The following is a 22066-nucleotide window of genomic DNA, read 5'->3' as shown; positions in this document are numbered from 1 at the left end:
CATAGAAGCTTTTTTAGCTTCGAATAATTATTACTTTGACTATAAACTTCATGATATACTAACTACTGAGGTGTTCGGATATGAAAAAAGAAACGTTAATTGAATGGTTTGAACAAGGCACAGTTTCAATTCCGAAGCTGCTGTTTAATCACTATAGCAATTTGGGAATGAACGAAACGGAATTCATGACGTTAATGCATATTTATGTTTCCATTGAAGGCGGTGAAGGTTTCCCGACACCTAACGAATTGGCGGCAAAAATGAGTATTTCAAGTGCTGTCTGTATGGATACGCTGCGAGCATTAATTCAGCGCGGCTTTTTATCTATTGAGCAAGATCAACAGCAAAACGCCCTTATTTGTGAACGTTATTCATTAAAACCGCTTTGGGAAAAGCTTATTCATCATATGATGCAAGAAACAAGAGAAGTAGAAAAAAGCGAAGAAGAACAAGAAGAGCTTAATTTATATACAATGTTTGAAAAAGAGTTCGGCAGAGCATTGTCTCCGTTTGAATGCGAAACGCTAGCGATGTGGATTGATCAAGATCATCATGATCCCATTATTATTAAAGCGGCACTAAGAGAGTCGGTGATGTCTGGAAAATTAAACTTCCGGTATATTGATCGTATTTTATTTGAATGGAAGAAAAATGGTATTCAAACCATTGATCAAGCCCGCAAGCATAGCCAAAAATTTCGTCAAAATCAACAGCCCAAAAAACTATCTTCTGTTAACCCTTCTCAGTCTACATCAGCCATTCCTTTTTTTAACTGGCTAGAGCAATGACAGGATAAAAAGCTGCTTCAAGATCCAAGTAATTGAATCTTGAAGCAGCTTTTTTAAAAGAATATGGACAAAAGTAGCATTTGACAGGAACCCTATTGTAAAATAGGAGGGAACTACCTGTAAGAAGAAGGAGAACTAGTATGTTAACGTTAAAACAAATCAGACAGTGCCTAGATGCTATGGCGGAAATGTTTCCTGACGCCCACTGTGAGTTAAATCATCGGAATCCCTTTGATTTAGTCATTGCTGTGGCGCTATCTGCTCAGTGCACAGATGCTCTAGTCAACCGCGTAACAGCGGATTTATTCAAAAAATATCAAACGCCTGAAGACTATTTAGCCGTTTCGTTAGAAGAGCTGCAGCAAGATATTAGATCAATCGGCTTATATAGAAACAAAGCTAAAAATATTCAAAAGCTCTGCCGTATGCTCATTGATGAGTACGGAGGAGAAGTTCCAACAGATCGTGATGAGCTGACCAATCTTCCAGGAGTAGGGCGTAAGACGGCTAATGTTGTTGTATCCGTAGCTTTTGGAGTACCGTCAATAGCAGTAGATACGCATGTAGAACGTGTAAGTAAACGCCTCGGGATTTGCAGGTGGAAAGATTCCGTTTTGGAAGTAGAAAAAACGCTAATGAGAAAAGTTCCGAAAGATGAATGGTCAGTTACGCATCATCGACTTATCTTTTTTGGACGCTATCACTGTAAAGCACAGTCTCCTCAATGTCATGTCTGCCCGCTTCTTGATCTTTGCCGAGAAGGAAAGAAACGAATGAAAGGAAAAGAGAAGAAGACAGATGTTACCGATTGAAGTGCCGTCACATTTCATATGCGAACCATTCTATTCAAAAGAAGATCGGGTTCTTGAAGTCGGTGGGAAAAATGGAAAAAATTATTTTGCTTATGATATTTTATACGATGTACATAAAGAAACGAAAACACCTTGGAGGGATGTTCAAAAGAACATACGGCCATTTTTTGAAAAGTGGGAAACTCAAAGGGAAGAACTGTATACGCTTTTTTCTGTGCGAAAAGCAAAAGAAGCAGCCCCTTGTATGAAACAAGCTGCTGCTATGTATATTAGTTTACTGTTTTGGATTAACGGACAGCCCGTTCGGCGTTTAAATCGGCTGCAAGAAGATATAGCGGACCTAACCTATAAGCCTATTAACTGTGCTGAGAGACTTATGTTTTTGCTGCAGCGAGTTTCTTCTTATCAAGCATATATTCAGCTGACAGAATTATTTAATGAGCTGCGTAAGCAGTATGCAAAAATGCTTATTCTTCACAAGAAATAAAGCCCCTACACGTGTAGGGGCTTTTTACTGCTACGTTAATTTTCAGTTGTTGGCTCTTGCTGCGGTGTAGCAGGTGTTGCCGGCGTCGATGGTGTAGCAGGGGTTTGTGGTGTTTGACTTCCTGAGTCACTTCCACCGTTGTCTGCTGGAGGAGTTGTTGTGCCTCCGTTATTACTGTTGTTGCCGCTATTACCATCGTTAGCATTGCCGCTATCATTATTGTTATTATCGGTATTGCCGCTATTGTTACCGCCGTTATTGCTGCCATTATTGCTGCCATTATTGCTGTTTTGGTTATCATCCGGCTGAGTAGATGAATCGTCACCTTGATCAGAGCCGTTGTTTTGATCAGTGTTGCTATTGTCTTCATTTTGATTATCGTCCGTTGTTCCGTCATCTTCAGGCTTAGTAGAATCATCTTCGGTAGCTTGATCTGATGAATCAGGGACTTTTACAGAAGAACTAGCGCTTTCACCCGTATTTGTTGTTACGGTGAAACTATACGTTGCGCCTGGTGCTGGATTGGAAATTGTTTTTCCACCGGCTCCTGCGCCAGATGCGAGTTGTTCAGAACCGTTAGGAGATGACATTGTGACTGTAAAGGTCGTATCACTGGCTGCGTTTGCCGCTGACCAGTTAACTGAAATTGCTCCTCCGCTATACGAAGCAGTAATTTTTGGCTTCACATCTTTATTGTCTTTTTTCTCTTTTTTGTCCTCTTTTTTATCTTCTTTCTTTTCTTCTTTTTCTTTCTTCACAAACGTTTGCGATACTTTTGTCGGTGCAGTACCGCGTACAAAGTATTCTTTAGTAATTAAGCTCGAAGGAGTAGAGCCGCTTGGGCGTTTTAAGTCTTTGCCCGTTGGTTTTTCCACGGAACGTTCCACTACGCTGTCCGGCTGCTTGAAACTTCCTTTAGGTTTGCCTTCAGAAATATGAGTAATAACATGCTTAAAGATATTTTTTGCCATGCCTGTTTCATTAGCACTTAAAATATACCCGTCTTTAGCAGTTTCATAGCCTGTCCATACGGAAATCGTATAGTTTGGCGTAAACCCATTAAACCAAACGTCTTTTTCACCAGCGTCTGGAATGTTGTATCGTTGTTTTTCTGCAGCACTAAAGTTCGAAGTTCCCGTTTTACCTGCAATTTCTAATCCTGGTGTACGAACAGCACGAGCTGTACCATATGATTCGTTTACAACAGATTTCATCATGTCCGTCATCATAAATGCCGTGTAATCTTGCATTGCGCGTTTCGATTTTGGCGTTAAATCAATTTCTGTTCCATCTGGGAATTTTACCTTTGTTACTGTATGAGGTGCATTGTACATACCTTCATTTGCAAAAGCGCTATAGGCTCCAGCCATTTGTAGCGGTGTAACACCTGTACGGAAGCCTCCGATAGAATAAGATTCAGAATAAGCTTCGCCGTCTTCTTCGTCTAATTTTAGCCCAAGGCCCGTAGCAAACTCTTTTGCTTTGTCTGCCCCGGTTGCTTGAAACGCTTTTAAAGCAGGGATGTTCAGTGAGCGTCCTAAAGCTTCACGCGCTGAAACCCACCCTTTATAATTGCGTCCAAAATTTCGGATTGGCGTGCCGTTTGAATAATGATATTCTTCATCTTTTATCGGTTGTCCAGTGGACCACTTTAAGTTCTCAATCGCTGGGCCGTAATCTAAGATCGGCTTAATGGTTGAGCCGGGCTGACGTCTCATATTTGTTGCAAAGTTTAAGCCGCCTGACACACGATTACGTCCGCCTCCAATTGCTTGAATACCGCCTGTTTCATTATCTACAACGACAAGACCTGCTTGGAATTTATCGTTCGGGAAGTTGACTACTTTGTTATTCATCACATCATCCACATAGTCCTGAGCATTAGTGTCAAGCGTTGTATAAATTTCTAAGCCCGCAGAAAATGGATCTGCGTCTGTTTTCTTTTTTACTTCTTCGATTACTTGATCAATAAATACATCGTACTTAGATGTTGATTCAGTTTGTTTAGCTAAGTGAGCCTGTACATCTACTTGTTTTGCTTTGTCGGCCTCGGCTTGTGTAATGAAGCCGTTTTTAGCCATTAAGTTTAATACTGTGTTACGGCGTTTAGTAGCATTCTCTGGGTTTGTAACTGGGTTATAAGTAGTTGGCGCTTTTGGTAAGCCTGCCAACATAGCAGCTTCATCAAGAGTTAAATCTTTTACGCTTTTAACTCCGTAAAATTTCTCAGCTGCTCGTTCAATACCGTATACTTCACCTGATGCGAAATATATTTTGTTTAAATACATTTCAAGAATTTGTTGCTTGGAATATTTACGCTCAAGCTGGTAAGCTAACCACATTTCTTGTACTTTACGTTTAACCGTCTTCTTTGGTGATAAGAACGAATTCTTTACCACTTGCTGAGTAATCGTACTACCGCCCTCAGCACCGAAGCCGTTTTTAAAGTTCGCCATTAATGCTCCGCCAATTCGGTAAAAGTCGACGCCGTGATGTTTATAAAAACGAACGTCTTCCGTAGCGATAAATGCGTTTTTGACGACTTGAGGGATTTCATCGTATTGCACATATGTACGTTTTTGAGCTCCAATTTCTTTTACAACTGTCTTTCCATCGTTTGCATATACTTTAGATGAAAAAGAGTTTTTTAATACCGAGTCATCAACTTTTGGAGCATCACTTATCATAGCAAAAAAAGTTCCCACTCCGGCAATGAGCCCGATGATTCCTATCAGTAAAACTGCGGCAACAATTTTACGAAATAGGCCTCCTTTTTTCTTCTTTTTCGGTTTTCCTTGAGATTTACCTTCTGGTTTGTTGTCATTCATAGCTCTTCGTCGTTCTTCACGAGAGCGATAATTATCTGACATAAAAACTCCTACCTTTCAACGCATTGTAAGAGAATGATTTCCGTAAACATATATATCATACTCTTAAAAGTATAATTTATCTATAGTTTTTATGTAATCGATTCTCGGATGGTAACCAAGTTCCATGAAATGTCCTTTTTTTTCAATATCTGCCTTAGGGATTGATTTTCGTCCATCTTTTTTCATGGCATCCCAATAAGGAAAAAGGAACTGTGCTTCGAACAAGTATATTTCTTGTAAAGTAGAGAACATTAATATAACGAAACAAATCCCGTTTTGTTTCACAATTTGCTTCATATGTTCAATTTGATGTTCATGAAAATTACGCAGCGGAAATGAGGTTTTATTTCTCGTTTCTTTTGCTTCAAAGTCAAGGTGTTTTCCTTTATAGACTCCATTGTAGTCTGTAGTAGAAGCCTGTTTAAAATAAGCTTCTTTGATAACAGCGGCACTTCTCTTCGGATAGTCTACTTTTACAATTTGAACAGGGGTTGGTTTTTTGTGAACAATGGCTATTCCTTTTGAAACATAGTATTCGTTTGTTTCGTTTAAATCGTCCTCCAGCGTCATACCACGATTGCTATAGCTAGCTTCTAGCTTTTTAGGGGAAGGACTGCTGGTATTCAATGGCTTATAGGCCTTTCCGTTAGGATAGCGAATCATAACCATCACTCCTTTAGTGTAAATCTATTAAACAAACAAATTCTATTATACCAAATCCTACAAATAAAAATAGATGAAAGAAGATGAAGAGATGTCACTCAATAGTTCGGAACAAGCGCTGTTGACGGCGATTAAAAAAACCACAGACAAGCTGAATATTGATAATATATCAAGAACCCAGGCTTATGCAACTTTTTATCATAGATATCCTGAAGTAAAGTGGGCATTTCTCGCAAGTATGGTATCACGAAACGCAGGATGGAATATGTGTGATTTGCAAGGGAAAAACATGAAAAAAGCGTTATCAAAACAAACGCGCGATTTATTATTTTTGACGTATGAAAGAGCAAATTGGCTTATTTTTAAAGATGCCTTCCCTCAATTACTATTGTATGCTGTTTCGCGTAAAAAACATGTCTCTTACGTTCATTTACTTCCCTATTTAAATGTTTCATCTTTTATCGAAGAGAAGTGGAGACAATTTATGCAGAGACCTTGTGAACTGCAGCTTATTCATGCGTTAATTGTGAATGAGCAGCATGTTATTCAACAGCCCGTTATTGAACAGCCTTTTTATCAAGATAGAGTGTTTAAAAGTACCCTGTTTTTTTTTCAAGATATATTCCACTTTAGTTCCGTCCTTTTTCCTACTACAAAAGGGGAGCTATACGGTTGTTCTGTTCATGATTTTACAAAAGTAAATAATCGGATTGATTTGGGGAAGAAATTAGCGGCTTTATTATTTCATGAAAAGTATTATCCCTTGTTTTATGAATTTTCTTTGAAAACAAAGCATACGGGTTCGAGATACGATTATGAGCAGTATTTTGTGAATGAAACCATTTGCCGTACACCTGCTCTTCGAAAGGTGTATCCGGCTATTAGACATCATGAAAAGAAGAGAGAAGAGTGGTTTTTAACGAAAAAAGAGGAGCAAAAGCTCATGAAAAAGCCGTCTTTTCCAAAGAAAGTTCATTTTACAAAGTGGTATCTTCAAAAGCAAAAGCAGCTGTATATATTAATGAAAGTAGCGCAAGTATTTAATGTAAATAAAAACGGTCACAAGTGACCGTTTTGTTCTTAAGTAGAAGGCTGGTTAGGACCGTTTAACTTTTTAGGATCACCGTAGGTTTTTGTTTCAGGCTTATTTTTAGGCTGTGATTTTTGCTGTTTGTTGGCCATATCTAGGCACCTCCTATCATGTTGTAATAAACGTTCAGCAGCGGAATGTATCTGCTTAGCTGAAATGTCTATACTAGTGTTTTCAATATGTTCACTTTCGATTCACCATAAATGAAAATGTCGAAAACATCTTTCTTTGACGAATAGAAACTAGTTTTGTCATGTATGAAGGGACAATGAAGAAAAGAGAGAATACGTTATGCAAAGGAAAATTTGGAGGGATGGCGATGAAACAAAGTATGGTTAAAACAAGCGAAATGATGACTTTATTAGATAGCTTACTAGAGCAAGTAGATTTAGTGGATAAAACGATGTCTACATCTATAAATGAAGCATTTACACATTGTGAAGAAACATATATGGAACAAGTTCATCGCATTGACCAATCACTGCAAGAAATTGAAGTAGCTGTGTATGAAAGCATGCCTTCCGAAACAGAATGGAATAGAAGCCGAAGAGAAATGGTTCTTCATACAGTATAAAGACTGTTTATGTTACAATAGTCATCGTAGAGGTGACGAATAACGATGAATGAAGATGTGAAAAAAAGTACGGAGATCATGTTTCAATATAATGAAGTAGCTGTAGAACGATTAGCGTCTATTCAACAGGAAGAAAATTATGAAGTGAAATTTTTTGAAGAAGTAAAGCCTTATGGAGATATTTTCTTCAAAGAACTTGATGAATGGGCTAGTCTCGTAACGGAATGGCTGAAGAAAGAGCGACCAAAATATATTCATGTGAATCAAGTAGAGACGTTAAAAGAAAATTTACAAAACGTTGTACTACAGTCCTTTTATCCTGAGACGCGAGAAAAGCGATTTAAAAAGATGTATCACTCAAATAAGTATGTGCTCGAGTCGATATTGAATAATTAATCCCGGCCTTCCGTTGAGACTTATAAGGTGGGGATTTTCTATGTATGCCTAAAGAGCAAACTCTTTAGGCATTTTATCATTATCAATAAAAAGTTAATCAAAATCTTTTTGAGATTGGATAGAAACAGCTGGGTGATCTTGTGAAGCGACTGTATCGATATGATAATCAACTTTTTCAGTATGTTTAGAAGCAACGGCGTTATTTGTTTTAGTTACTGCACTTTGTCCTTGCTTTTTATGATCAAAATGTTTTCCACGACTCATAAGATAGACCTCCTTTATTGAATACTACGTTAAAGCTTTTATAGTATAAACAAGTCAAAAAAGAAGTATGTGTCCACTTTATAGGAAACAAAGAAACCACCGATTTCTCGATGGTAGTAAAAAAATTAATCATCTTGTGCACTAAAATCGGGCTTAGTAGCTCCAATTTGTTCGAGTTCACGTACAGCGGCTTTGTAATTCATAGGAGTTAAAAAACCTTTTAAATACTGCTGCTGAGCAAAATCGAGTAATTCATTACTTGACTGCGGCTCATACTGTTTCACCGCAATAAAAGCTTCTTGAAGTTCGTTCACATACATGTAAATTCCCTCCTAATCCCCATTTGTGCCACTACGTATCGTAGTATCACTTGTTCTTATCGTACCATATATTTAAATAATCTCGTTTTTTTGAAAAATTTAAACTTTCGACAGAAACCTACATATTTTTGAATGTGTTTTCCAAAAGTACAAGTAGACGAACGTCACCTCTTATTTCTGCATACATACTATATATTATGTAATATTAAAAAGGAGGTATTGATTTTGCATGTATACAAGTAAGCATTATCCGTATTATGAGCAACATCAACCAGAACGTTTTGATTTAAGTCAGGTACATCCATTTCCGCAGTATCATCAGCAGCCATGGACGGAAGCTTATATGCCGCAACATCCGTACGCTCAGCAACAAATGCCTTTTGGTCCTCAGCAAATTCCCTATATGAACGGAATGTACCAGCAGCCCCTGTACAATAATGCAGGTGCGCCTTTTAATCCATACCCTAAAGCTCAGCAACAAAAGCCCCAGCCTTCTCAATTTCAGTCATTAATGTCTCAGTTTAAATCGAGTGATGGCAATTACGATATGAACAAGATGATGAATACTGCGGGACAGATGATGGGAGCCATGAACCAATTAACATCCCTCGTAAAAGGATTTTCCGGGATTTTCAAAGTATAAGGACTAGAAGGTGTTTTCTAGTCCCTGCTTATTATTTTTTCTTTTGATTTTTCAAATAGGTTTCTCCAAGAAGTGTAAATACTTCATTGTAAGTTAATCCAGCCTGAGCATTTAAACGTTTGACTTCTTCGATATCTGTTGTTGATGAAGTTGAAATTTGATGCTTGCTTTTTTTCATAAAACCTCTCCTTCTCTATGTAAAATGAATAACGCTCCATCTTAGTATATTTCCAAATGTGCCCCTTCTATAAGTGGAAAAAAACGCCGAAGACACTCATGGTTCTTCGGCATTTTTTTGCAATAAAAATGAGTGTTTAGAGAAATTAAGAACGGCGAGAGCGGCGAGTAGAACGGCGAGAGCGGCGAGAGCGGCGAGTAGAACGACGTGAACGGCGAGTAGAACGGCGAGTAGAACGACGAGAGCGGCGAGTAGAACGACGAGAGCGGCGAGTAGAACGACGAGAACGGCAAGTAGAACGGCGAGAAGAGCGATGTGAACGGCGAGAAGAGCGATGTGAACGGCGAGAAGAGCGATGTGAACGGCGAGAAGAGCGACGGCGTTTTGTTAGTGGACCAGCAGTTGGCTCTTGAAACATGAAAGATTTCAGTTCTGTACATTCTAGGGCTTCAACAGCCTCTTTAATTTTTTGAGCTGTAATATGCAATCAAAAAACCTCCTTGTCATTTGGACTAGGTCTTGCACTAATAGAATACGCAAAGATACTTGTTTTTGATATAAGTCAAAAGTGGAATTTACGGAAATAGTTGATGTGATGGGGTATCATGGAGAATTTGCCCTTCATATACTTTAATAATTGAAGAAAGGTGGTCGAGTAATGAAGCAAAAAGAAGTTCCTCAATACGCTCTGTTTGTGAATGTAAAAGATTTAAAGGAAATGAAAAGAGATATTTGGTCAGAAGAAGCCGTTCAGGCAACAATGAAGTTCAATAAAAAACGCTATGACATTGATTTGTTGCTCAGAGGCTCACATATTCGAAAGATGAAGAAAAAGTCATATTATATTGAATTTTATTCCCCGAAAATATTTCAGCGTGCCAAAGAAATACACCTAAACGCTGAATACAAAGATCCATCGCTTATGCGCAACAAACTGTCCCTTGATTTTTTCGCTGCTTTAGACGTTTTATCTCCTCAATCTCAGTTTGTAACCCTCACGATTAATGGGAAAAATGAAGGAATCTATCTTCAGCTCGAATCGGTAGATGAATTATTTTTGAAAAAAAGAAATTTAGCGGATGGATCCATATTTTATGCAGTGGACGGAGATGCTAATTTTTCTTTGATGAGCGACTTGGATAAAAAGCCGAAAACAACTCTGCTATCTGGATATGAAGACAAAGCAGTGAAACAGGGGGATGAGGAAAAATTAGAGCAGTTTATATTTAATCTTAATACGTGGACAAATACAGAATTCGAACAGAATATTGATAATTATCTGAATGTCGACCGCTACTTATCTTGGTTAGTTGGTATTATTTGTATGCAGAATTACGACGGTTTTGTCCATAACTACGCTCTCTATCTAAATCATGAAAGCGGGCGCTTTGAACTGATTCCGTGGGATTATGATGCAACTTGGGGAAGAGATGTAAATGGAAAAGTAATGGAAGGAGACTACGTCCGTGCACAGGGGTTTAACACGCTTACAGCACGATTATTGGCGGTAGACAGCATTAAAAAACGATATATTAAAAAAATGAACAATGTTCTAAATAATCAATTCACAATAGAATATACGAAACCAATCATTTATCAACTGCATGAATATATCGCTCCTTATGTATTAAAAGATCCTTACGTAAAAGATAACATGGAGCAATTTTATAAAGAACCCGACTTGATGGTGTCTTTCATAAAAGAACGAACAGCGTATATTAAAAATAACCTTTTGACTCTTTAAATATGGATAGATTTATAGGCAACAGTGGATTTTGTTAATAATAGGCAAATGCAGGAAATCAATAGCTGTACATGATACGTATATATACAGTATGAATGACCAATAAGGATAATTAATAAGGAGGAAAAACAATGAGTAACTATTACTATGGCCAAGAACAAGGGCAAAATCAAAATCCACGCCAAAAATCAAGCCAAAAACGCAGCCAAAATGTACAAATGCCTGATAAAGGCTATTCTTCTCACTTCAAACCCCTAACAGGAAGAGTGGTGACCGTTTATCGTGGAGGACCTGAATCTAAAACAGGTTATTTGGTTGATGTGCAATCAGATTATTTAATTTTAGCGGTAGAAAGCAATAATAACAATAATGGTGAAAATAACAACCAAAACAACCAAAAAAACCAAAACAATCAAAACAATCAAAACAATCAACAAGAATATACCCTTGTATATTATAACTTAGCGCATGTAAAGAGTATTACTGAAGATACTATGTCAAATTCAGCGCAAACCTTTACAGGGTTTAACGAAGAACTAGAATTATACCGAGGAAAAACTTTTGCTGGAACTTTATCATTAATGAAAACTAAATATGTGCAGGTTAACCAAGGAGGACCTGAGAAAAAAGCGGGTCAGCTTCTCGATGTCTTAGGGTCATTTGAATCTGCTTATATAGTATTACTCACAGAGGACGATGGTATCATCTATATTAACACTGACCACGTTAAGAGTGTGAGTGAATATCAAAATAACAATGGAAATCAAACTAATCAATCTGCAAATGAACTCTTCGTGAGCCAAGAACCAGAATATATGAAATCCAAAAGTTTTAACGATCTGTTTGCACACCTTTCTCATAAATGGGTATCTATCAACAATGGAGGACCTGAAGCGGTAGAGGGCGTGTTAGTACAAAGTCTAAACGGCACATTTACACTTGTTCAGAATAATCAAGTATTACGCTTACAGCCAAGACACGTTAAAACCATTTGTGTAGGAGCAAAAGGAGCTTTTAAGCAAAACGACAACAATCAAAATAACGAGCAAACAGAAGAAAATGGAGAGACTGCAGCTGCAAAGTCTACAGAAGAACGTACAGGAAGCCGTACGGGAGGACGCACAGGAAGCCGCACGGGAGGCCGTACAGGACGTCGCACAGGAGGACGTACAGACGATCGCTCTCGAGGACGCCGTACGGGTTCACGCTCTTCAGCACCAAGCGAGAAAGTTATTAAAACGAAAAATTATCGTTGGAAAGCATGATGAAATGGAACATAAAAGGTGCTTATAAAGCACCTTTTCTATCATATAGGGAAAAGGAGGAAAATGAGAATGAGTATGAATCATTATATCAATAAAATTGTGGAATTAGATATTTCAGGTAAAACGACATTTGTTGGCAGACTTATTGATCTTGGATTAGATATTATGGTTTTGTATAATGGACATGATTATTTGTATATTCCTCTTTTACACATGCATTGTTTGCGGGAAGTATCGGAAGAAGACTATACGGTTTTACGTGAAATAGAAGAGAACTTAATAGAAGAAAGTCAGCGGATTTCTTATCGTAATATTTTACAGCAGGCAAAAGGGAAATTTATTGAAATTTATGTAACGGGAGGGAAATCATTGCATGGTTATATCACAAGCGTGCTGAATGATTATCTTGTGTTTTATTCTCCAGTGTATAAAAATGTCTTTGTTTCTCTGCATCATTTGAAATGGCTTACTCCTTACAGTAATGAGTTAACCCCTTATTCTTTAAGTGACAAAGAGCTTCCAGTAAGGCCTGCCTCTGCACCTTTTGTCAGAAACTTTGAAGAGCAGCTTAAAAAATATGAAAATCAACTGGTCGTATTAGATTTAGGGGATCAATCAGAAAAAATTGGCGTACTTAAAGAAGTTTCTAATAATATTGTTGAACTAATTACGGCAAATGGAGAAAGTATGTATTGGAAGTTAGCTCACGTAAAATCTGTGCACTTGCCTTAGAAAAAGAGACCTCGCTGTCGTCTCTTTTTTAATGTGCTTATCAGGACAAGTATATTGAATAAACAAATGAGATGATTTAAATTTTTTAGAAAATTATGTTGACAATAAAGAAAATCTTTATTAAAGTTATTAACAACAAACGTTAACCACCAACAATTATATAGAACTCTTATCAAGAGTGGCGGAGGGACTGGCCCTACGATGCCCGGCAACCATCAAATGAAACATTCATTTGAACGGTGCTAATTCCTGTGGAACATCAGTATTGTTCTAACAGATGAGAGAAATCGTGTATAAACGAACACTCTTCCATCTGTGAAGAGTGTTTTTTATTTTGAGTTAAGGAGAGAAATAGATGAAAATTGAAACTTTATTAGTTCGTTCAGGAGTAGGTCGTGACCCTTCAACAGGTTCTATTACAACACCCATTTATCAAGCATCAACATTTGCTCATCCTGCTTTAGGGCAAAGTACAGGATTTGACTATGCACGTACGGCAAATCCTACTCGTACAGCATTGGAAGAAGCAATTGCTGCTTTAGAAAAAGGAGAAGTAGGAGTAGCATTCGCTTCAGGAATGGCGGGTGTAATGGCAGTTTTAGCACTATTTAAAAACGGAGATCATTTAATTGTATCAGAGGATTTATACGGAGGAACGTACCGAGTACTAAATGAAATCTTTTCAGAGCAAGGAATTACTGTTTCGTACGTCAACACAGCCCATCTCGAGCAAGTAAAAGATGCGCTTCGTCCCAACACGAAAGCTTTATTTATTGAAACACCTACAAATCCAATGATGCACGTGACTGATTTGCCCGAAGCAATTGCGTTAGCTAAACAGCATGATTTGCTTACTATCGTTGACAATACATTCATGTCCCCTTACTATCAGCGTCCTTTAGAGCTTGGAGCAGATATTGTGATACATAGTGCGAGCAAATACATTGGGGGTCATAATGATGTAGTTGCTGGTCTTGTAGTCGCTCGATGTAGTAGCTTAGGAGAGAAAATTCGTTTTTATCAAAATGCAGCTGGGGCAGTCTTAGGTCCACAAGATAGCTGGTTGTTGTTGCGCGGTGTTAAGACGCTAGCGCTTCGTATGGAAAAGCATAACGAAAACGCACTGAAAATTGCAAATTGGCTTACTGCTCATGATCTCGTAGAAAAAGTGTATTACCCTGGTCTTGAAACACATCCAGGCTATGAAATCATGAAGAAACAAGCGACTGGATTTGGAGGCATGATTTCTTTTGCTGTCTCACACCCTGACATCGTGTCCACGCTTTTGGAAAATGTTAAAGTTATTACATTTGCAGAAAGCTTAGGAGGCGTGGAAAGTTTAATGACATTCCCAGCTCGTCAAACACACGCTGATATTCCCGAGGAAATTCGAAATCGTGTCGGAGTAACAAACTGTTTACTGCGATTATCAGTTGGAATTGAGCACGCAGATGATTTAATTAAAGATTTGAAGGAGGCATTTGATGCATACCAACAATAATAAACATAGATTCGGTACGAACTTAATTCATGCAAATACAGGAATTGACGGTCATTTTGGAGCGGTTAACGTACCTATTTATCAGGTATCTACATTTAACCAAGAAGATGAGACGAACAACGGCCGCTATGACTATTCTCGTTCAGGAAATCCAACTCGTGAGGCTTTAGAAAACACCATTGCTCATCTAGAAAATGGATACGCTGGTTTTGCTTTTTCATCAGGTATGGCTGCTATCTCATCGGTGTTATCTATTTTTGAATCAGGGGATGAAATTTTAGTTTCACACGATACGTACGGCGGGACATATCGTGTATTAACACGGTTATTTTCAAAGTTTGGTATCAAAACAACTTTTGTTGATACAACGAAGGTTGAGAAAGTAGAAGAAGCTATCACAAAAGATACGAGAGCTATTTATATCGAAAGCCCTTCAAATCCATTTTTACAGGTAACGGATATTAAAGCAGTAGCAAGTTTGGCGAAGGAGCGCAATCTCCTTACAATTGTGGATAACACGTTTTTAACACCTTATCTACAGCAGCCGATTGACCTTGGTGTAAATATTGTGATTCATAGTGCTACAAAATATATCAGCGGTCACAGTGACGTCATTGGCGGTCTAGTTGTGGTAAGCGATGAAAAGCTAGCAGAAGAAGTAAAGTTTGTACAAAATGCTTTTGGTGCTATCTTAGGACCACAGGATTGTTTTTTACTGCTTCGAGGAATTAAGACATTAAAAGTTCGTTTAGATCAGCAGTTAAAAACAGCGCTGCAGTTTGCAAAGTGGCTTGAAGAACAATCTCTAGTAAGCTGTGTATACTATCCAGGCTTAGAAAGTCATCCAGACCACAAGCTGATTTCAGAACAAGCAAATGGATACGGAGCTATGATTTCTTTCCAAGTACAGGATGAAAAAGTAGCACGACATATTTTACAAGGAGTGAAATTGGCTTCAATTGGCGTTAGTCTAGGTGCAGTTGAGTCCATTCTAACGCATCCTGCAACGATGTCTCATGCAAGTATCCCAAAAGAAGTACGTGAGGAAAAAGGAATTACTGATTCACTTCTTCGTCTTTCAGTAGGATTAGAGGAGTTTGAGGATTTAAAGCAAGACTTTAACGCTGTTTTTCAAAGCTTAGAAGAAAAAGCACTAATCAAATAAAGAAAAGGACTTCCATCAAGGAAGTCCTTTTTATCGTTATATACAGCTATCTAAAAGGTTTGTGTATAGGGACGTAAGCGCAACTTTTTCATCAGAGGAGAGACTGCTGTTTAGAATTCTTTTTATGCCAAGATGATATTTTACATGCGGTGTTTGTCGGACGCGTGGATGAGTCATTTCATCCTTTAAATCTTTTAGAATGGCTTCATGAAGCTGATCTTTACTTGTCATGGATTGTTTAGAAGCGAACGAACGGTTCAACCATAGGGTTTGATAAGCTGCTAGTAAATGTTCAGAAGTCATTGTGCAAAGAGCTCCTTTAGATTAGTTTCTTCATTATAATAATAATCTATAGTTTACCACAAGTATTAATACGTGTACGTAACTTTTACAGAAGCAGATACAGTCAAGGACTGAGCTTGAATAGGGGGAGAGGCCGCTAATAACTTAGGCGAGGAGCCAGATGACTGATAGACGGATCCTTCTTCGATTAAAATAGGGATTTGGTTAATAGGAAGCTGCAGCGTGTTGGCAATGGTAAAGGCCTTTTCCTTAGCGTTAAGCAAAGCTTTACTTATCGCTTCTTGTTCATATTTATCATCATTTGTAACGTGGAATTGAAGGTCTTGCGCTACGTTGGCTCCGCTCGAAAACGTAGCATTATAGACGTCGCCCGCTTGTTTTACATCTTGTACTCTTACTCTAAATAAGTGCTGTACTTCGTATCCTGTAAGAGTCGATTTTCCATCGCTATAATCATATTTAGGATTTATGGTGAATGAAGCCGTTTCAATTTGCTGGTCATTAATTCCAAGGTTTTTCATCTCTTGCAGCAGAGTATTTGAAACAGCTGAATTTTCTTTTAACGCTTCTTGAACGTCTCGGTTTTCCGTGCGCGTTCCAATTGTCATGGAAATTTCATTTGGAATTGCTGAAGCTGTTCCTTCACCAATTACTTTAATTTCTCTATTTTGTGTATCTACGCGCAGTTGCTGTGTAGGCTCGTAAGGAAAATAAGAATGTTGCATACAAAAAACCTCCTTTATTGATCTTTAGTATATATATGATAAGAAAAGGAGATTAAAAACAAAAAGGTACACAAGTAAAAACTCGTGTACCTTTTTGTTTATTTCGATTCTTTAATTAAGATTTCTTTCATTTCAATGAATTGATTTTGAACATCGCTTGACGGTTTCTTTGTTAGTAAACTTACAATAATAACAGCTAATAAGCTTAAAAAGAACCCAGGAATCATTTCGTAAAGGACATCCTTAAGTGGAGTATTTACCCAAATTAATACCGTGACAGCACCTACAATCATTCCTGCAAGGGCTCCCCATCGAGTCATACGCTTCCAGTAAAGACTTAGTAAAATAGCAGGACCAAAAGCTGAACCGAATCCAGCCCAAGCATATCCAACCAGTCCTAAAATCGTATCACTAGGTCTTAAAGAAAGCAAAATAGCTATAATTGCAACACCTAAAACCGCAGCTCTTCCAACCGTTACAAGCTCTTTGTCAGAGGCCTTGCGTCGGAAAAATGTTTTATAAAAGTCTTCTGTAACAGAGCTTGCCGTTACAAGCAGCTGAGAAGAAATAGTACTCATAATTGCTGCTAGTAAAGCTGCATATAAAAATCCTGTAATTAACGGGTTAAAGAGTATATCTGCAAATTTAATAAAAATAGTTTCAGGATCTGCTAGTTTCATACCTGTTTTTTCTACATATGCAATTCCAACAAGCCCTGTCAGCATAGCACCAATAATAGAAATAATCATCCAGCTCATTCCAATACGACGTGCGGGTTTTAACTCCTTAACGGAAGAGATAGCCATAAAGCGAACGATAATATGAGGCTGGCCGAAATAGCCAAGTCCCCAGGCTAAGAAAGATATAATACCTAAAACGGTTGTACCTTTGAAAATGTCAAGGTATGCTGGATTAATGTCCTGTACAATGTCCATTGTAGTGTTGACGCCTCCAACGTCGGTGAAAGCTACAATGGGTACTAAAACTAAAGCAAGGAACATAATAACACCTTGAACAAAATCTGTTAAACTAACGGCTAAAAATCCACCGAAAAGAGTGTAGGCAATAACAACAGATGCTGTTACGAACAAGCCAATTTGATAATTTAAACTAAATGCCGATTCAAATAATCGTCCACCTGATACCATACCAGCTGAAGTGTAAAGAGTGAAGAAGATAAAGATAACGATTGCTGATACTGTTCGAAGAATTTTGGCATGGTCGCCAAAGCGATTTTCAAAAAAGTCTGGAATTGTAATGGAGTCGTTCGCTACTTCAGTATAAGTGCGAAGACGCGGCGCGAGGATTAAATAGTTTAAATAAGCACCTATAGACAATCCTACTGCTAGCCATACGCTAGAAAGACCCGTTACATACATGGAGCCAGGAAGGCCCATTAACATCCATCCACTCATATCCGAAGCGCCAGCTGAAAGGGCGGTAACGGCTGGACCTAGCCCGCGTCCTCCTAACATATAGCCAGCTACATCTTCAGTGGTTTTTGTATAGGCATACCATCCTATTCCGAGCATTCCTACAAAATAAATGCCGAGTGAAATATAAACTCCAATATTCACAAAATCTCCCCTTTATGCATTTTTTATGCATGGGATAAGCAACACATCCCATGAAAACATCTTATGGTTTCTAAAACTAACAAACTTTTCCTATACTATCAACCCGTAAAATCGTAAATTTTCTAAGTCTAAAATCCCCCAAACCTTTATACGAAAGAAATGAAATCGTTTTCAAAATAAAGTAAAATAAAAATATTCAGAAATTTATCGGTGTATTTTTTATGCAATATTTTATGCAATAGGTAAAATAAAAAGAGCATTTTTAAAAATGCTCTTTTGACATTCATGTATATTAGCGTGAATTCGGGAATACGCGTCGAACAACTTCTGAAAACTCGTTAAACAGTCCAGAAACTGGTTTGCCCGTTTGAAGCTTGTCTACATATCCGTTCATACGGTTTACAAAATCAGGGTTTGTTGATACAAACACTCGATGAACACTGCCGTCGGCTTTTCTCACTTCATGTGCAATCTTATGCTCCATATCTTTTGTGAGATTACCTTCTTTGTTATCGTCTAATACAGCTGCTACATAAGCTGTATGATCGGTTACGATTACATTAGCATCTTTTACATTTTTTAACGCTACGATACGATCAGCCGCCACATCGGCTACTCTCATTCCGCCGGACTGATTATACTGTTCTTTTTCGTTACGCTGTACGTCTTGCGTATCGTTTACGTCATTCATTTTCGTTTTATTGTTCCCATTTTCATATGTGACGTTGCGGACTGTGTCATCATCAATGACGCCATCTTTACCTTGATCTGCTGTGCTGCAGCCGAATAAAGAAAGGGTCGTCATGCAGCCTACAACAAACAAAAACGATTTCTTCATGATAGTATCACTCCTTATAAGTTTTAACCTTTCTTATAATTTGTTAAAAACGTGTGAAGCATACATGAAAAATATAAAAAAGCCTATACTATCGAAAAAGGAGGAATATGTATGAGTGGAATTCAACAAAGCATATTTGTGCTTCATACAAAAGAAGAAAACCATGAAGAAACAACAACGTTTGCACTAACTTCAGAAGAAGCTAAGCTATTATTTGAGACCCTGCAAAATAAACGAAAAGAAATTATCGACGCCCATATTGATAACATGCTGACGTAAGGAAGATAAATATTTTGCAAAACGGATGAGCCATATGTTAAGAATGGCCCAATATTTGCATTCTACATATAGGTATAGTATAATGTAAACGCAACCAAATTTAATAAATGTAATGAATACTACGTTTGACCATATACTCGAATTAGATTTAGTGAAAATTCACTTGTTATAAAGGAGATCTACTTCGCGTAGGTCTCTTTTATAATATGTGAATTTTTTATTTACGGTATAAATGTAAATATAGAGTAACATATTAAAATTTTTACATTTTTTGGAGGTTTTTTACATGGCTACTACAGGTACAGTAAAATGGTTTAACAGTGAAAAGGGCTTCGGTTTTATCGAAGTACCAGGCGAAAATGACGTATTCGTTCATTTTTCAGCTATCCAATCTGAAGGCTTCAAAACATTAGAAGAAGGCCAAAAAGTTGAATTTGAAATCGTTGAAGGTCAACGTGGACCTCAAGCGGAGAATGTTGTAAAATTATAATTCAACGCTACATATGAAAGCTGCCGATAGGCAGCTTTTTTTTATACAAATTTGTTTTATTTGTATGATTAAGAAAATAGATTAAAGTAGGGGAGAAGGGAAGGCATGAGTTCATTTCATTGCTGTGCCACATGTCAACATTTTCAAAGCATTAAATTGGATAAGGGAATGAAGTATCTCTGCAAAAGACTAGGCTATGAGACCCGACCTTCTTATCAGTTTACATGCTGGGAGCCAAAAGAAGTAGTTAAAAAACTAATGGAAAAACGAAATCAAAAATAAGCTCTTTTTAAAGAGCTTATTTTTGATTATTCCTCGTTATTTGTACCTTCCTCTGAAGGTAAATGCTTCCCGCAAAACTCTTTTACAGCTTCTTCTTCCTCTTCTTCAAGGTCGAAGTCTAATACTTTATTTGTTGAAACTTCGTAGAAATGAGTTTGGGCAATAGAAGTGTTATCTTCGCCTTTAATATATACTAAGCGTAGTGCTAGGTCGTTGCCCGTATATAATTCATCATCTTCTTCTACCTCAATGTATAAATGAAATTCATAGCGTTCACCTAGAAGGAGACCAAATGGATCCTGCAATTGTTCAGCTGTATATTCTTTAATTGTAAACATATGTACGTCCTTTCCATATATCAGTAAAATACTTGCATCATCTATTATAGTTTTTCTTTGCAAAGAAAGAAAGTGCATGCGTAATTCATGCACGGATTTATTCCTTGATCATTCTATTTAGCGAATCGATGGCGCAAGGACTTCGATGATTTACTTAAAGGCGGAAGAAACGCGCGTATGTTTTTGCTTATACATGGCAGCATCTGCTTTTTGAATTAATGTATCTAGGTTGGTGTCGTCTGAAGGCGCACATATAATAAATCCGTAACTCGCAGACAGTGCATATGGCTTATTAAATTCTTTCTTTTTACCTTCTAGCTGCTCATTAATATTTTGCCACAGCTCTTGTACGTATTCTTCCGTTTGTTCAGGAGCAATTAATAAAAACTCATCGCCTCCGTAGCGAAAGAGCGTATCATCTTTGCTAATATAACCACTAATTGATTCTGCTATTGTTTTAATAAGCCAGTCGCCTTCTCTATGACCGTATTGATCATTTACTAGTTTTAAAGAATTAATATCGATAAAACATAATAGAAAAGGTGTATCATTGGTTTTTGCTCTCAGCAGTTCCAGCTGCAGTTTTTCCATTCCACTTCTTCGATTTAAAATTCCGGTTAGCATATCAGTTGAAGCATGCAAGCTCAATTCATGCTCAACCGCTTTTAAATCGGTTATATCGGTAATACCTGCGAGTATGCAGCTTTCGCTTTGATACTCTAGTAATTCATAATTGATCATAACCCACTTAGAATCTCCATATTCCCGTGCTTCTAGGATGTAGTTTTTTACATATTTCTCTTGTTGAAGACGTTTTAAAATCTCCTCTCGATCTTCATCGGTGGGATAGATTATAAATCCGTCTATTTGATCAAGATCTTGAGAAGCAAGATTGTAAAAATGAATAGCTTTATTGTTAATGAGCAGCACTTTGTGGTCGGATAATCTTGTTAATAGTAAAGGATAGGGATTAATTTTGAACAGCGTAAAAAAATTACGTTCGCTTTTTTTTAGCTGTAAATGACTCATATATTCTTTGTGACGGTATGTATAAAGAATGTATGAAATAAGTAAAGCGATAGCAACTGCTGCAGTTGTATTGATCTGCTTTGAAATAAGAGAAAAAGAATCCGGTACATATCGTGATAAGCCGTATAGTAAAAAAAGATGGTTAGGAATAAAAATGATGCACAGCTGTTTTAATTTCATAGGACACAAAACAGCTGTGGAAATCAACAGCATCATATATACGTCTACGCGACCTGTGAAAAGCTGACTGTTAATAGTAGAAAGTGCTGCAGCAAATACGTAATAAAATATATAGCCATATACAATGGTGCTTAAGTAGTTAGCAAACCGCTCTTTTCTCTTACTAACATAATAGAAAAATAAATAAAGAGAGGAGAGAGCAAAACTAGTGAAATGAATACCAATTAGTTTATGTCTAAACTGAGATGTCCCCGCATGTTGAAGTAAAGAAAAACCTATATAAATATAAATATAAATAGGATAGGAAACTACAAGAGCAAGTGAAACTAGCTTGACTCTTTGTTGAAGCATTTCTACATTCGTTTTATCGAACATTTTATCTTCATTAACTTCTCTTCCAGAAGGAAAACGAAATTTCTTCAAAAAGGAGAAAGGTAAAAGCGAAAGAAGGAATGACATGACCATCATCTCCATATCTTTTTTAGGTATTTTAGCATGTTTGTATAAGAAAAGACATGAATTTTTTAGATGAA

28 protein-coding genes and 1 riboswitch are annotated in these 22066 nt (G+C 37.4%); of the genes, 15 read left to right on the top strand and 13 right to left on the bottom strand.

Features of this window, described 5'->3' with window-relative positions; translation table 11 throughout:
- The first annotated feature begins 80 nt into the window (after positions 1-80).
- The 3 genes from ACFX4N_RS07765 to ACFX4N_RS07755 all read left to right on the top strand — a co-directional run bounded on the left by ACFX4N_RS07765 (position 81) and on the right by ACFX4N_RS07755 (position 2087).
- Positions 81-788 carry a DnaD domain-containing protein gene (locus ACFX4N_RS07765; protein WP_063670997.1) on the top strand — a complete coding sequence of 236 codons (708 nt, stop codon included), beginning with the start codon at positions 81-83 and terminating at the stop codon, positions 786-788.
- 140 nt (positions 789-928) lie between these two features.
- On the top strand, positions 929-1600 hold the full coding sequence (gene nth, locus ACFX4N_RS07760) for an endonuclease III (RefSeq protein WP_013056107.1): 672 nt from the start codon (positions 929-931) through the stop codon (positions 1598-1600).
- Complete coding sequence (locus tag ACFX4N_RS07755) at positions 1587-2087, top strand: YpoC family protein (RefSeq protein WP_098548045.1); 501 nt, start codon at positions 1587-1589, stop codon at positions 2085-2087. Before nth ends, ACFX4N_RS07755 begins: the two co-directional genes overlap by 14 nt.
- Positions 2088-2122: 35 nt before the next feature.
- Here ACFX4N_RS07755 and ACFX4N_RS07750 read toward each other — a convergent pair whose 3' ends face one another.
- On the bottom strand, positions 2123-4957 hold the full coding sequence (locus ACFX4N_RS07750) for a transglycosylase domain-containing protein (protein ID WP_057274577.1): 2835 nt from the start codon (positions 4955-4957) through the stop codon (positions 2123-2125).
- A 63-nt stretch (positions 4958-5020) separates the two neighbouring features.
- Positions 5021-5620, bottom strand: coding sequence for a Holliday junction resolvase RecU (gene recU, locus ACFX4N_RS07745; protein ID WP_013056110.1), 600 nt, complete (start codon positions 5618-5620; stop codon positions 5021-5023).
- Positions 5621-5693: 73 nt separating this feature from the next.
- Here recU and ACFX4N_RS07740 point away from each other — a divergent pair, with 73 nt between their 5' ends.
- A complete protein-coding gene (locus ACFX4N_RS07740; protein WP_013056111.1) occupies positions 5694-6689 on the top strand; it encodes a DUF2515 family protein in 996 nt (331 codons plus the stop codon).
- An 11-nt stretch (positions 6690-6700) separates the two neighbouring features.
- Here the strand turns inward: ACFX4N_RS07740 and ACFX4N_RS07735 are convergent, their stop codons facing one another.
- Positions 6701-6802 (bottom strand): hypothetical protein, encoded by a 102-nt coding sequence (locus tag ACFX4N_RS07735; protein WP_016763465.1) that lies wholly within the window; start codon positions 6800-6802, stop codon positions 6701-6703.
- A 227-nt stretch (positions 6803-7029) separates the two neighbouring features.
- Between ACFX4N_RS07735 and ACFX4N_RS07730 the strand changes: the two genes are divergently transcribed.
- Positions 7030-7284: a hypothetical protein gene (locus ACFX4N_RS07730; protein WP_013056112.1), complete on the top strand. Its 255-nt coding sequence runs from the start codon at positions 7030-7032 to the stop codon at positions 7282-7284.
- A 45-nt stretch (positions 7285-7329) separates the two neighbouring features.
- Complete coding sequence (locus ACFX4N_RS07725; RefSeq protein WP_013056113.1) at positions 7330-7680, top strand: YppE family protein; 351 nt, start codon at positions 7330-7332, stop codon at positions 7678-7680.
- A 93-nt stretch (positions 7681-7773) separates the two neighbouring features.
- Here the strand turns inward: ACFX4N_RS07725 and ACFX4N_RS07720 are convergent, their stop codons facing one another.
- A complete protein-coding gene (locus ACFX4N_RS07720; RefSeq protein WP_013056114.1) occupies positions 7774-7944 on the bottom strand; it encodes a hypothetical protein in 171 nt (56 codons plus the stop codon).
- Between the two features lie 125 nt (positions 7945-8069).
- Entirely contained in the window at positions 8070-8264 is a 195-nt protein-coding gene (locus ACFX4N_RS07715; protein WP_013056115.1) for a YppF family protein, read from the bottom strand.
- A gap of 229 nt (positions 8265-8493) precedes the next feature.
- Here ACFX4N_RS07715 and ACFX4N_RS07710 point away from each other — a divergent pair, with 229 nt between their 5' ends.
- The gene (locus ACFX4N_RS07710; protein WP_053487029.1) at positions 8494-8907 is read left to right on the top strand and encodes a YppG family protein; all 414 of its coding nucleotides are present in this window, start codon (positions 8494-8496) and stop codon (positions 8905-8907) included.
- Positions 8908-8938: 31 nt separating this feature from the next.
- Here the strand turns inward: ACFX4N_RS07710 and ACFX4N_RS07705 are convergent, their stop codons facing one another.
- Positions 8939-9085 (bottom strand): hypothetical protein, encoded by a 147-nt coding sequence (locus tag ACFX4N_RS07705; protein ID WP_179865038.1) that lies wholly within the window; start codon positions 9083-9085, stop codon positions 8939-8941.
- 145 nt (positions 9086-9230) lie between these two features.
- Complete coding sequence (locus tag ACFX4N_RS07700) at positions 9231-9572, bottom strand: CotG/ExsB N-terminal domain-containing protein (RefSeq protein ID WP_377261174.1); 342 nt, start codon at positions 9570-9572, stop codon at positions 9231-9233.
- Between the two features lie 171 nt (positions 9573-9743).
- On the opposite strand from ACFX4N_RS07700, the gene ACFX4N_RS07695 reads away from it, so the two are divergent.
- From ACFX4N_RS07695 to ACFX4N_RS07675, 5 genes are all read left to right on the top strand, one after another.
- Positions 9744-10829 (top strand): CotH kinase family protein, encoded by a 1086-nt coding sequence (locus ACFX4N_RS07695; RefSeq protein WP_377261171.1) that lies wholly within the window; start codon positions 9744-9746, stop codon positions 10827-10829.
- A 131-nt stretch (positions 10830-10960) separates the two neighbouring features.
- The gene (locus tag ACFX4N_RS07690) at positions 10961-12094 is read left to right on the top strand and encodes a spore coat protein (protein WP_377261168.1); all 1134 of its coding nucleotides are present in this window, start codon (positions 10961-10963) and stop codon (positions 12092-12094) included.
- A 69-nt stretch (positions 12095-12163) separates the two neighbouring features.
- The gene (locus tag ACFX4N_RS07685) at positions 12164-12826 is read left to right on the top strand and encodes a hypothetical protein (protein WP_057274583.1); all 663 of its coding nucleotides are present in this window, start codon (positions 12164-12166) and stop codon (positions 12824-12826) included.
- A 166-nt stretch (positions 12827-12992) separates the two neighbouring features.
- Positions 12993-13110, top strand: a riboswitch (SAM riboswitch).
- 71 nt (positions 13111-13181) lie between these two features.
- Positions 13182-14327 carry a trans-sulfuration enzyme family protein gene (locus tag ACFX4N_RS07680; RefSeq protein ID WP_192100617.1) on the top strand — a complete coding sequence of 382 codons (1146 nt, stop codon included), beginning with the start codon at positions 13182-13184 and terminating at the stop codon, positions 14325-14327.
- Positions 14311-15492: a trans-sulfuration enzyme family protein gene (locus tag ACFX4N_RS07675; protein ID WP_192100618.1), complete on the top strand. Its 1182-nt coding sequence runs from the start codon at positions 14311-14313 to the stop codon at positions 15490-15492. Before ACFX4N_RS07680 ends, ACFX4N_RS07675 begins: the two co-directional genes overlap by 17 nt.
- Before the next feature lie 36 nt (positions 15493-15528).
- On the opposite strand, the gene ACFX4N_RS07670 is transcribed toward ACFX4N_RS07675, so the two are convergent.
- From ACFX4N_RS07670 to ACFX4N_RS07655, 4 genes are all read right to left on the bottom strand, one after another.
- Positions 15529-15795, bottom strand: a complete 267-nt coding sequence (locus ACFX4N_RS07670) for a hypothetical protein (RefSeq protein WP_057274585.1) — start codon at positions 15793-15795, stop codon at positions 15529-15531.
- A gap of 65 nt (positions 15796-15860) precedes the next feature.
- Positions 15861-16520 (bottom strand): SIMPL domain-containing protein, encoded by a 660-nt coding sequence (locus ACFX4N_RS07665; protein ID WP_057274586.1) that lies wholly within the window; start codon positions 16518-16520, stop codon positions 15861-15863.
- Between the two features lie 98 nt (positions 16521-16618).
- Positions 16619-18097 (bottom strand): sodium/proline symporter PutP, encoded by a 1479-nt coding sequence (gene putP, locus ACFX4N_RS07660; protein WP_377261165.1) that lies wholly within the window; start codon positions 18095-18097, stop codon positions 16619-16621.
- A 292-nt stretch (positions 18098-18389) separates the two neighbouring features.
- A complete protein-coding gene (locus ACFX4N_RS07655) occupies positions 18390-18935 on the bottom strand; it encodes a YhcN/YlaJ family sporulation lipoprotein (protein WP_013056128.1) in 546 nt (181 codons plus the stop codon).
- 111 nt (positions 18936-19046) lie between these two features.
- Here ACFX4N_RS07655 and ACFX4N_RS07650 point away from each other — a divergent pair, with 111 nt between their 5' ends.
- The 3 genes from ACFX4N_RS07650 (at position 19047) to ACFX4N_RS07640 (ending at position 19986) form a co-directional block, all read left to right on the top strand.
- Positions 19047-19214, top strand: a complete 168-nt coding sequence (locus ACFX4N_RS07650) for a hypothetical protein (RefSeq protein ID WP_013056129.1) — start codon at positions 19047-19049, stop codon at positions 19212-19214.
- A gap of 286 nt (positions 19215-19500) precedes the next feature.
- Positions 19501-19704, top strand: a complete 204-nt coding sequence (locus ACFX4N_RS07645; RefSeq protein ID WP_013056130.1) for a cold-shock protein — start codon at positions 19501-19503, stop codon at positions 19702-19704.
- Between the two features lie 105 nt (positions 19705-19809).
- The gene (locus ACFX4N_RS07640) at positions 19810-19986 is read left to right on the top strand and encodes a hypothetical protein (protein ID WP_170959566.1); all 177 of its coding nucleotides are present in this window, start codon (positions 19810-19812) and stop codon (positions 19984-19986) included.
- 26 nt (positions 19987-20012) lie between these two features.
- On the opposite strand, the gene ACFX4N_RS07635 is transcribed toward ACFX4N_RS07640, so the two are convergent.
- Positions 20013-20324, bottom strand: a complete 312-nt coding sequence (locus ACFX4N_RS07635; protein ID WP_013056132.1) for a DUF6509 family protein — start codon at positions 20322-20324, stop codon at positions 20013-20015.
- 150 nt (positions 20325-20474) lie between these two features.
- Positions 20475-21956 carry a sensor domain-containing diguanylate cyclase gene (locus ACFX4N_RS07630; protein ID WP_377261160.1) on the bottom strand — a complete coding sequence of 494 codons (1482 nt, stop codon included), beginning with the start codon at positions 21954-21956 and terminating at the stop codon, positions 20475-20477.
- Positions 21957-22066 lie beyond the last annotated feature (110 nt).

This window comes from Priestia sp. YIM B13551 (assembly GCF_042787905.1).
Taxonomy (GTDB): Bacteria; Bacillota; Bacilli; order Bacillales; family Bacillaceae_H; genus Priestia.
Note: the sequence above shows the minus strand (reverse complement) of the source record. Positions and strands in the feature narration are given on the sequence as shown.

Excerpts from the sequence above, each read along its gene's own strand:
- ACFX4N_RS07690 (WP_377261168.1), top strand. The coding sequence starts at position 10,961 with ATGAGTAACTATTACTATGGCCAAGAACAAGGGCAAAATCAAAATCCA.
- ACFX4N_RS07695 (WP_377261171.1), top strand. The coding sequence starts at position 9,744 with ATGAAGCAAAAAGAAGTTCCTCAATACGCTCTGTTTGTGAATGTAAAA.
- ACFX4N_RS07685 (WP_057274583.1), top strand. The coding sequence starts at position 12,164 with ATGAGTATGAATCATTATATCAATAAAATTGTGGAATTAGATATTTCA.
- nth (WP_013056107.1), top strand. The coding sequence starts at position 929 with ATGTTAACGTTAAAACAAATCAGACAGTGCCTAGATGCTATGGCGGAA.
- ACFX4N_RS07670 (WP_057274585.1), bottom strand. The coding sequence starts at position 15,795 with ATGACTTCTGAACATTTACTAGCAGCTTATCAAACCCTATGGTTGAAC.
- ACFX4N_RS07650 (WP_013056129.1), top strand. The coding sequence starts at position 19,047 with ATGAGTGGAATTCAACAAAGCATATTTGTGCTTCATACAAAAGAAGAA.
- ACFX4N_RS07645 (WP_013056130.1), top strand. The coding sequence starts at position 19,501 with ATGGCTACTACAGGTACAGTAAAATGGTTTAACAGTGAAAAGGGCTTC.
- ACFX4N_RS07725 (WP_013056113.1), top strand. The coding sequence starts at position 7,330 with ATGAATGAAGATGTGAAAAAAAGTACGGAGATCATGTTTCAATATAAT.
- ACFX4N_RS07665 (WP_057274586.1), bottom strand. The coding sequence starts at position 16,520 with ATGCAACATTCTTATTTTCCTTACGAGCCTACACAGCAACTGCGCGTA.
- ACFX4N_RS07640 (WP_170959566.1), top strand. The coding sequence starts at position 19,810 with ATGAGTTCATTTCATTGCTGTGCCACATGTCAACATTTTCAAAGCATT.
- ACFX4N_RS07675 (WP_192100618.1), top strand. The coding sequence starts at position 14,311 with ATGCATACCAACAATAATAAACATAGATTCGGTACGAACTTAATTCAT.
- ACFX4N_RS07730 (WP_013056112.1), top strand. The coding sequence starts at position 7,030 with ATGAAACAAAGTATGGTTAAAACAAGCGAAATGATGACTTTATTAGAT.
- ACFX4N_RS07765 (WP_063670997.1), top strand. The coding sequence starts at position 81 with ATGAAAAAAGAAACGTTAATTGAATGGTTTGAACAAGGCACAGTTTCA.
- ACFX4N_RS07755 (WP_098548045.1), top strand. The coding sequence starts at position 1,587 with ATGTTACCGATTGAAGTGCCGTCACATTTCATATGCGAACCATTCTAT.
- ACFX4N_RS07680 (WP_192100617.1), top strand. The coding sequence starts at position 13,182 with ATGAAAATTGAAACTTTATTAGTTCGTTCAGGAGTAGGTCGTGACCCT.
- ACFX4N_RS07740 (WP_013056111.1), top strand. The coding sequence starts at position 5,694 with ATGAAAGAAGATGAAGAGATGTCACTCAATAGTTCGGAACAAGCGCTG.
- ACFX4N_RS07655 (WP_013056128.1), bottom strand. The coding sequence starts at position 18,935 with ATGAAGAAATCGTTTTTGTTTGTTGTAGGCTGCATGACGACCCTTTCT.
- ACFX4N_RS07750 (WP_057274577.1), bottom strand. The coding sequence starts at position 4,957 with ATGTCAGATAATTATCGCTCTCGTGAAGAACGACGAAGAGCTATGAAT.
- ACFX4N_RS07735 (WP_016763465.1), bottom strand. The coding sequence starts at position 6,802 with ATGGCCAACAAACAGCAAAAATCACAGCCTAAAAATAAGCCTGAAACA.
- ACFX4N_RS07635 (WP_013056132.1), bottom strand. The coding sequence starts at position 20,324 with ATGTTTACAATTAAAGAATATACAGCTGAACAATTGCAGGATCCATTT.
- ACFX4N_RS07715 (WP_013056115.1), bottom strand. The coding sequence starts at position 8,264 with ATGTATGTGAACGAACTTCAAGAAGCTTTTATTGCGGTGAAACAGTAT.
- ACFX4N_RS07710 (WP_053487029.1), top strand. The coding sequence starts at position 8,494 with ATGTATACAAGTAAGCATTATCCGTATTATGAGCAACATCAACCAGAA.
- ACFX4N_RS07720 (WP_013056114.1), bottom strand. The coding sequence starts at position 7,944 with ATGAGTCGTGGAAAACATTTTGATCATAAAAAGCAAGGACAAAGTGCA.
- ACFX4N_RS07705 (WP_179865038.1), bottom strand. The coding sequence starts at position 9,085 with ATGAAAAAAAGCAAGCATCAAATTTCAACTTCATCAACAACAGATATC.
- recU (WP_013056110.1), bottom strand. The coding sequence starts at position 5,620 with ATGATTCGCTATCCTAACGGAAAGGCCTATAAGCCATTGAATACCAGC.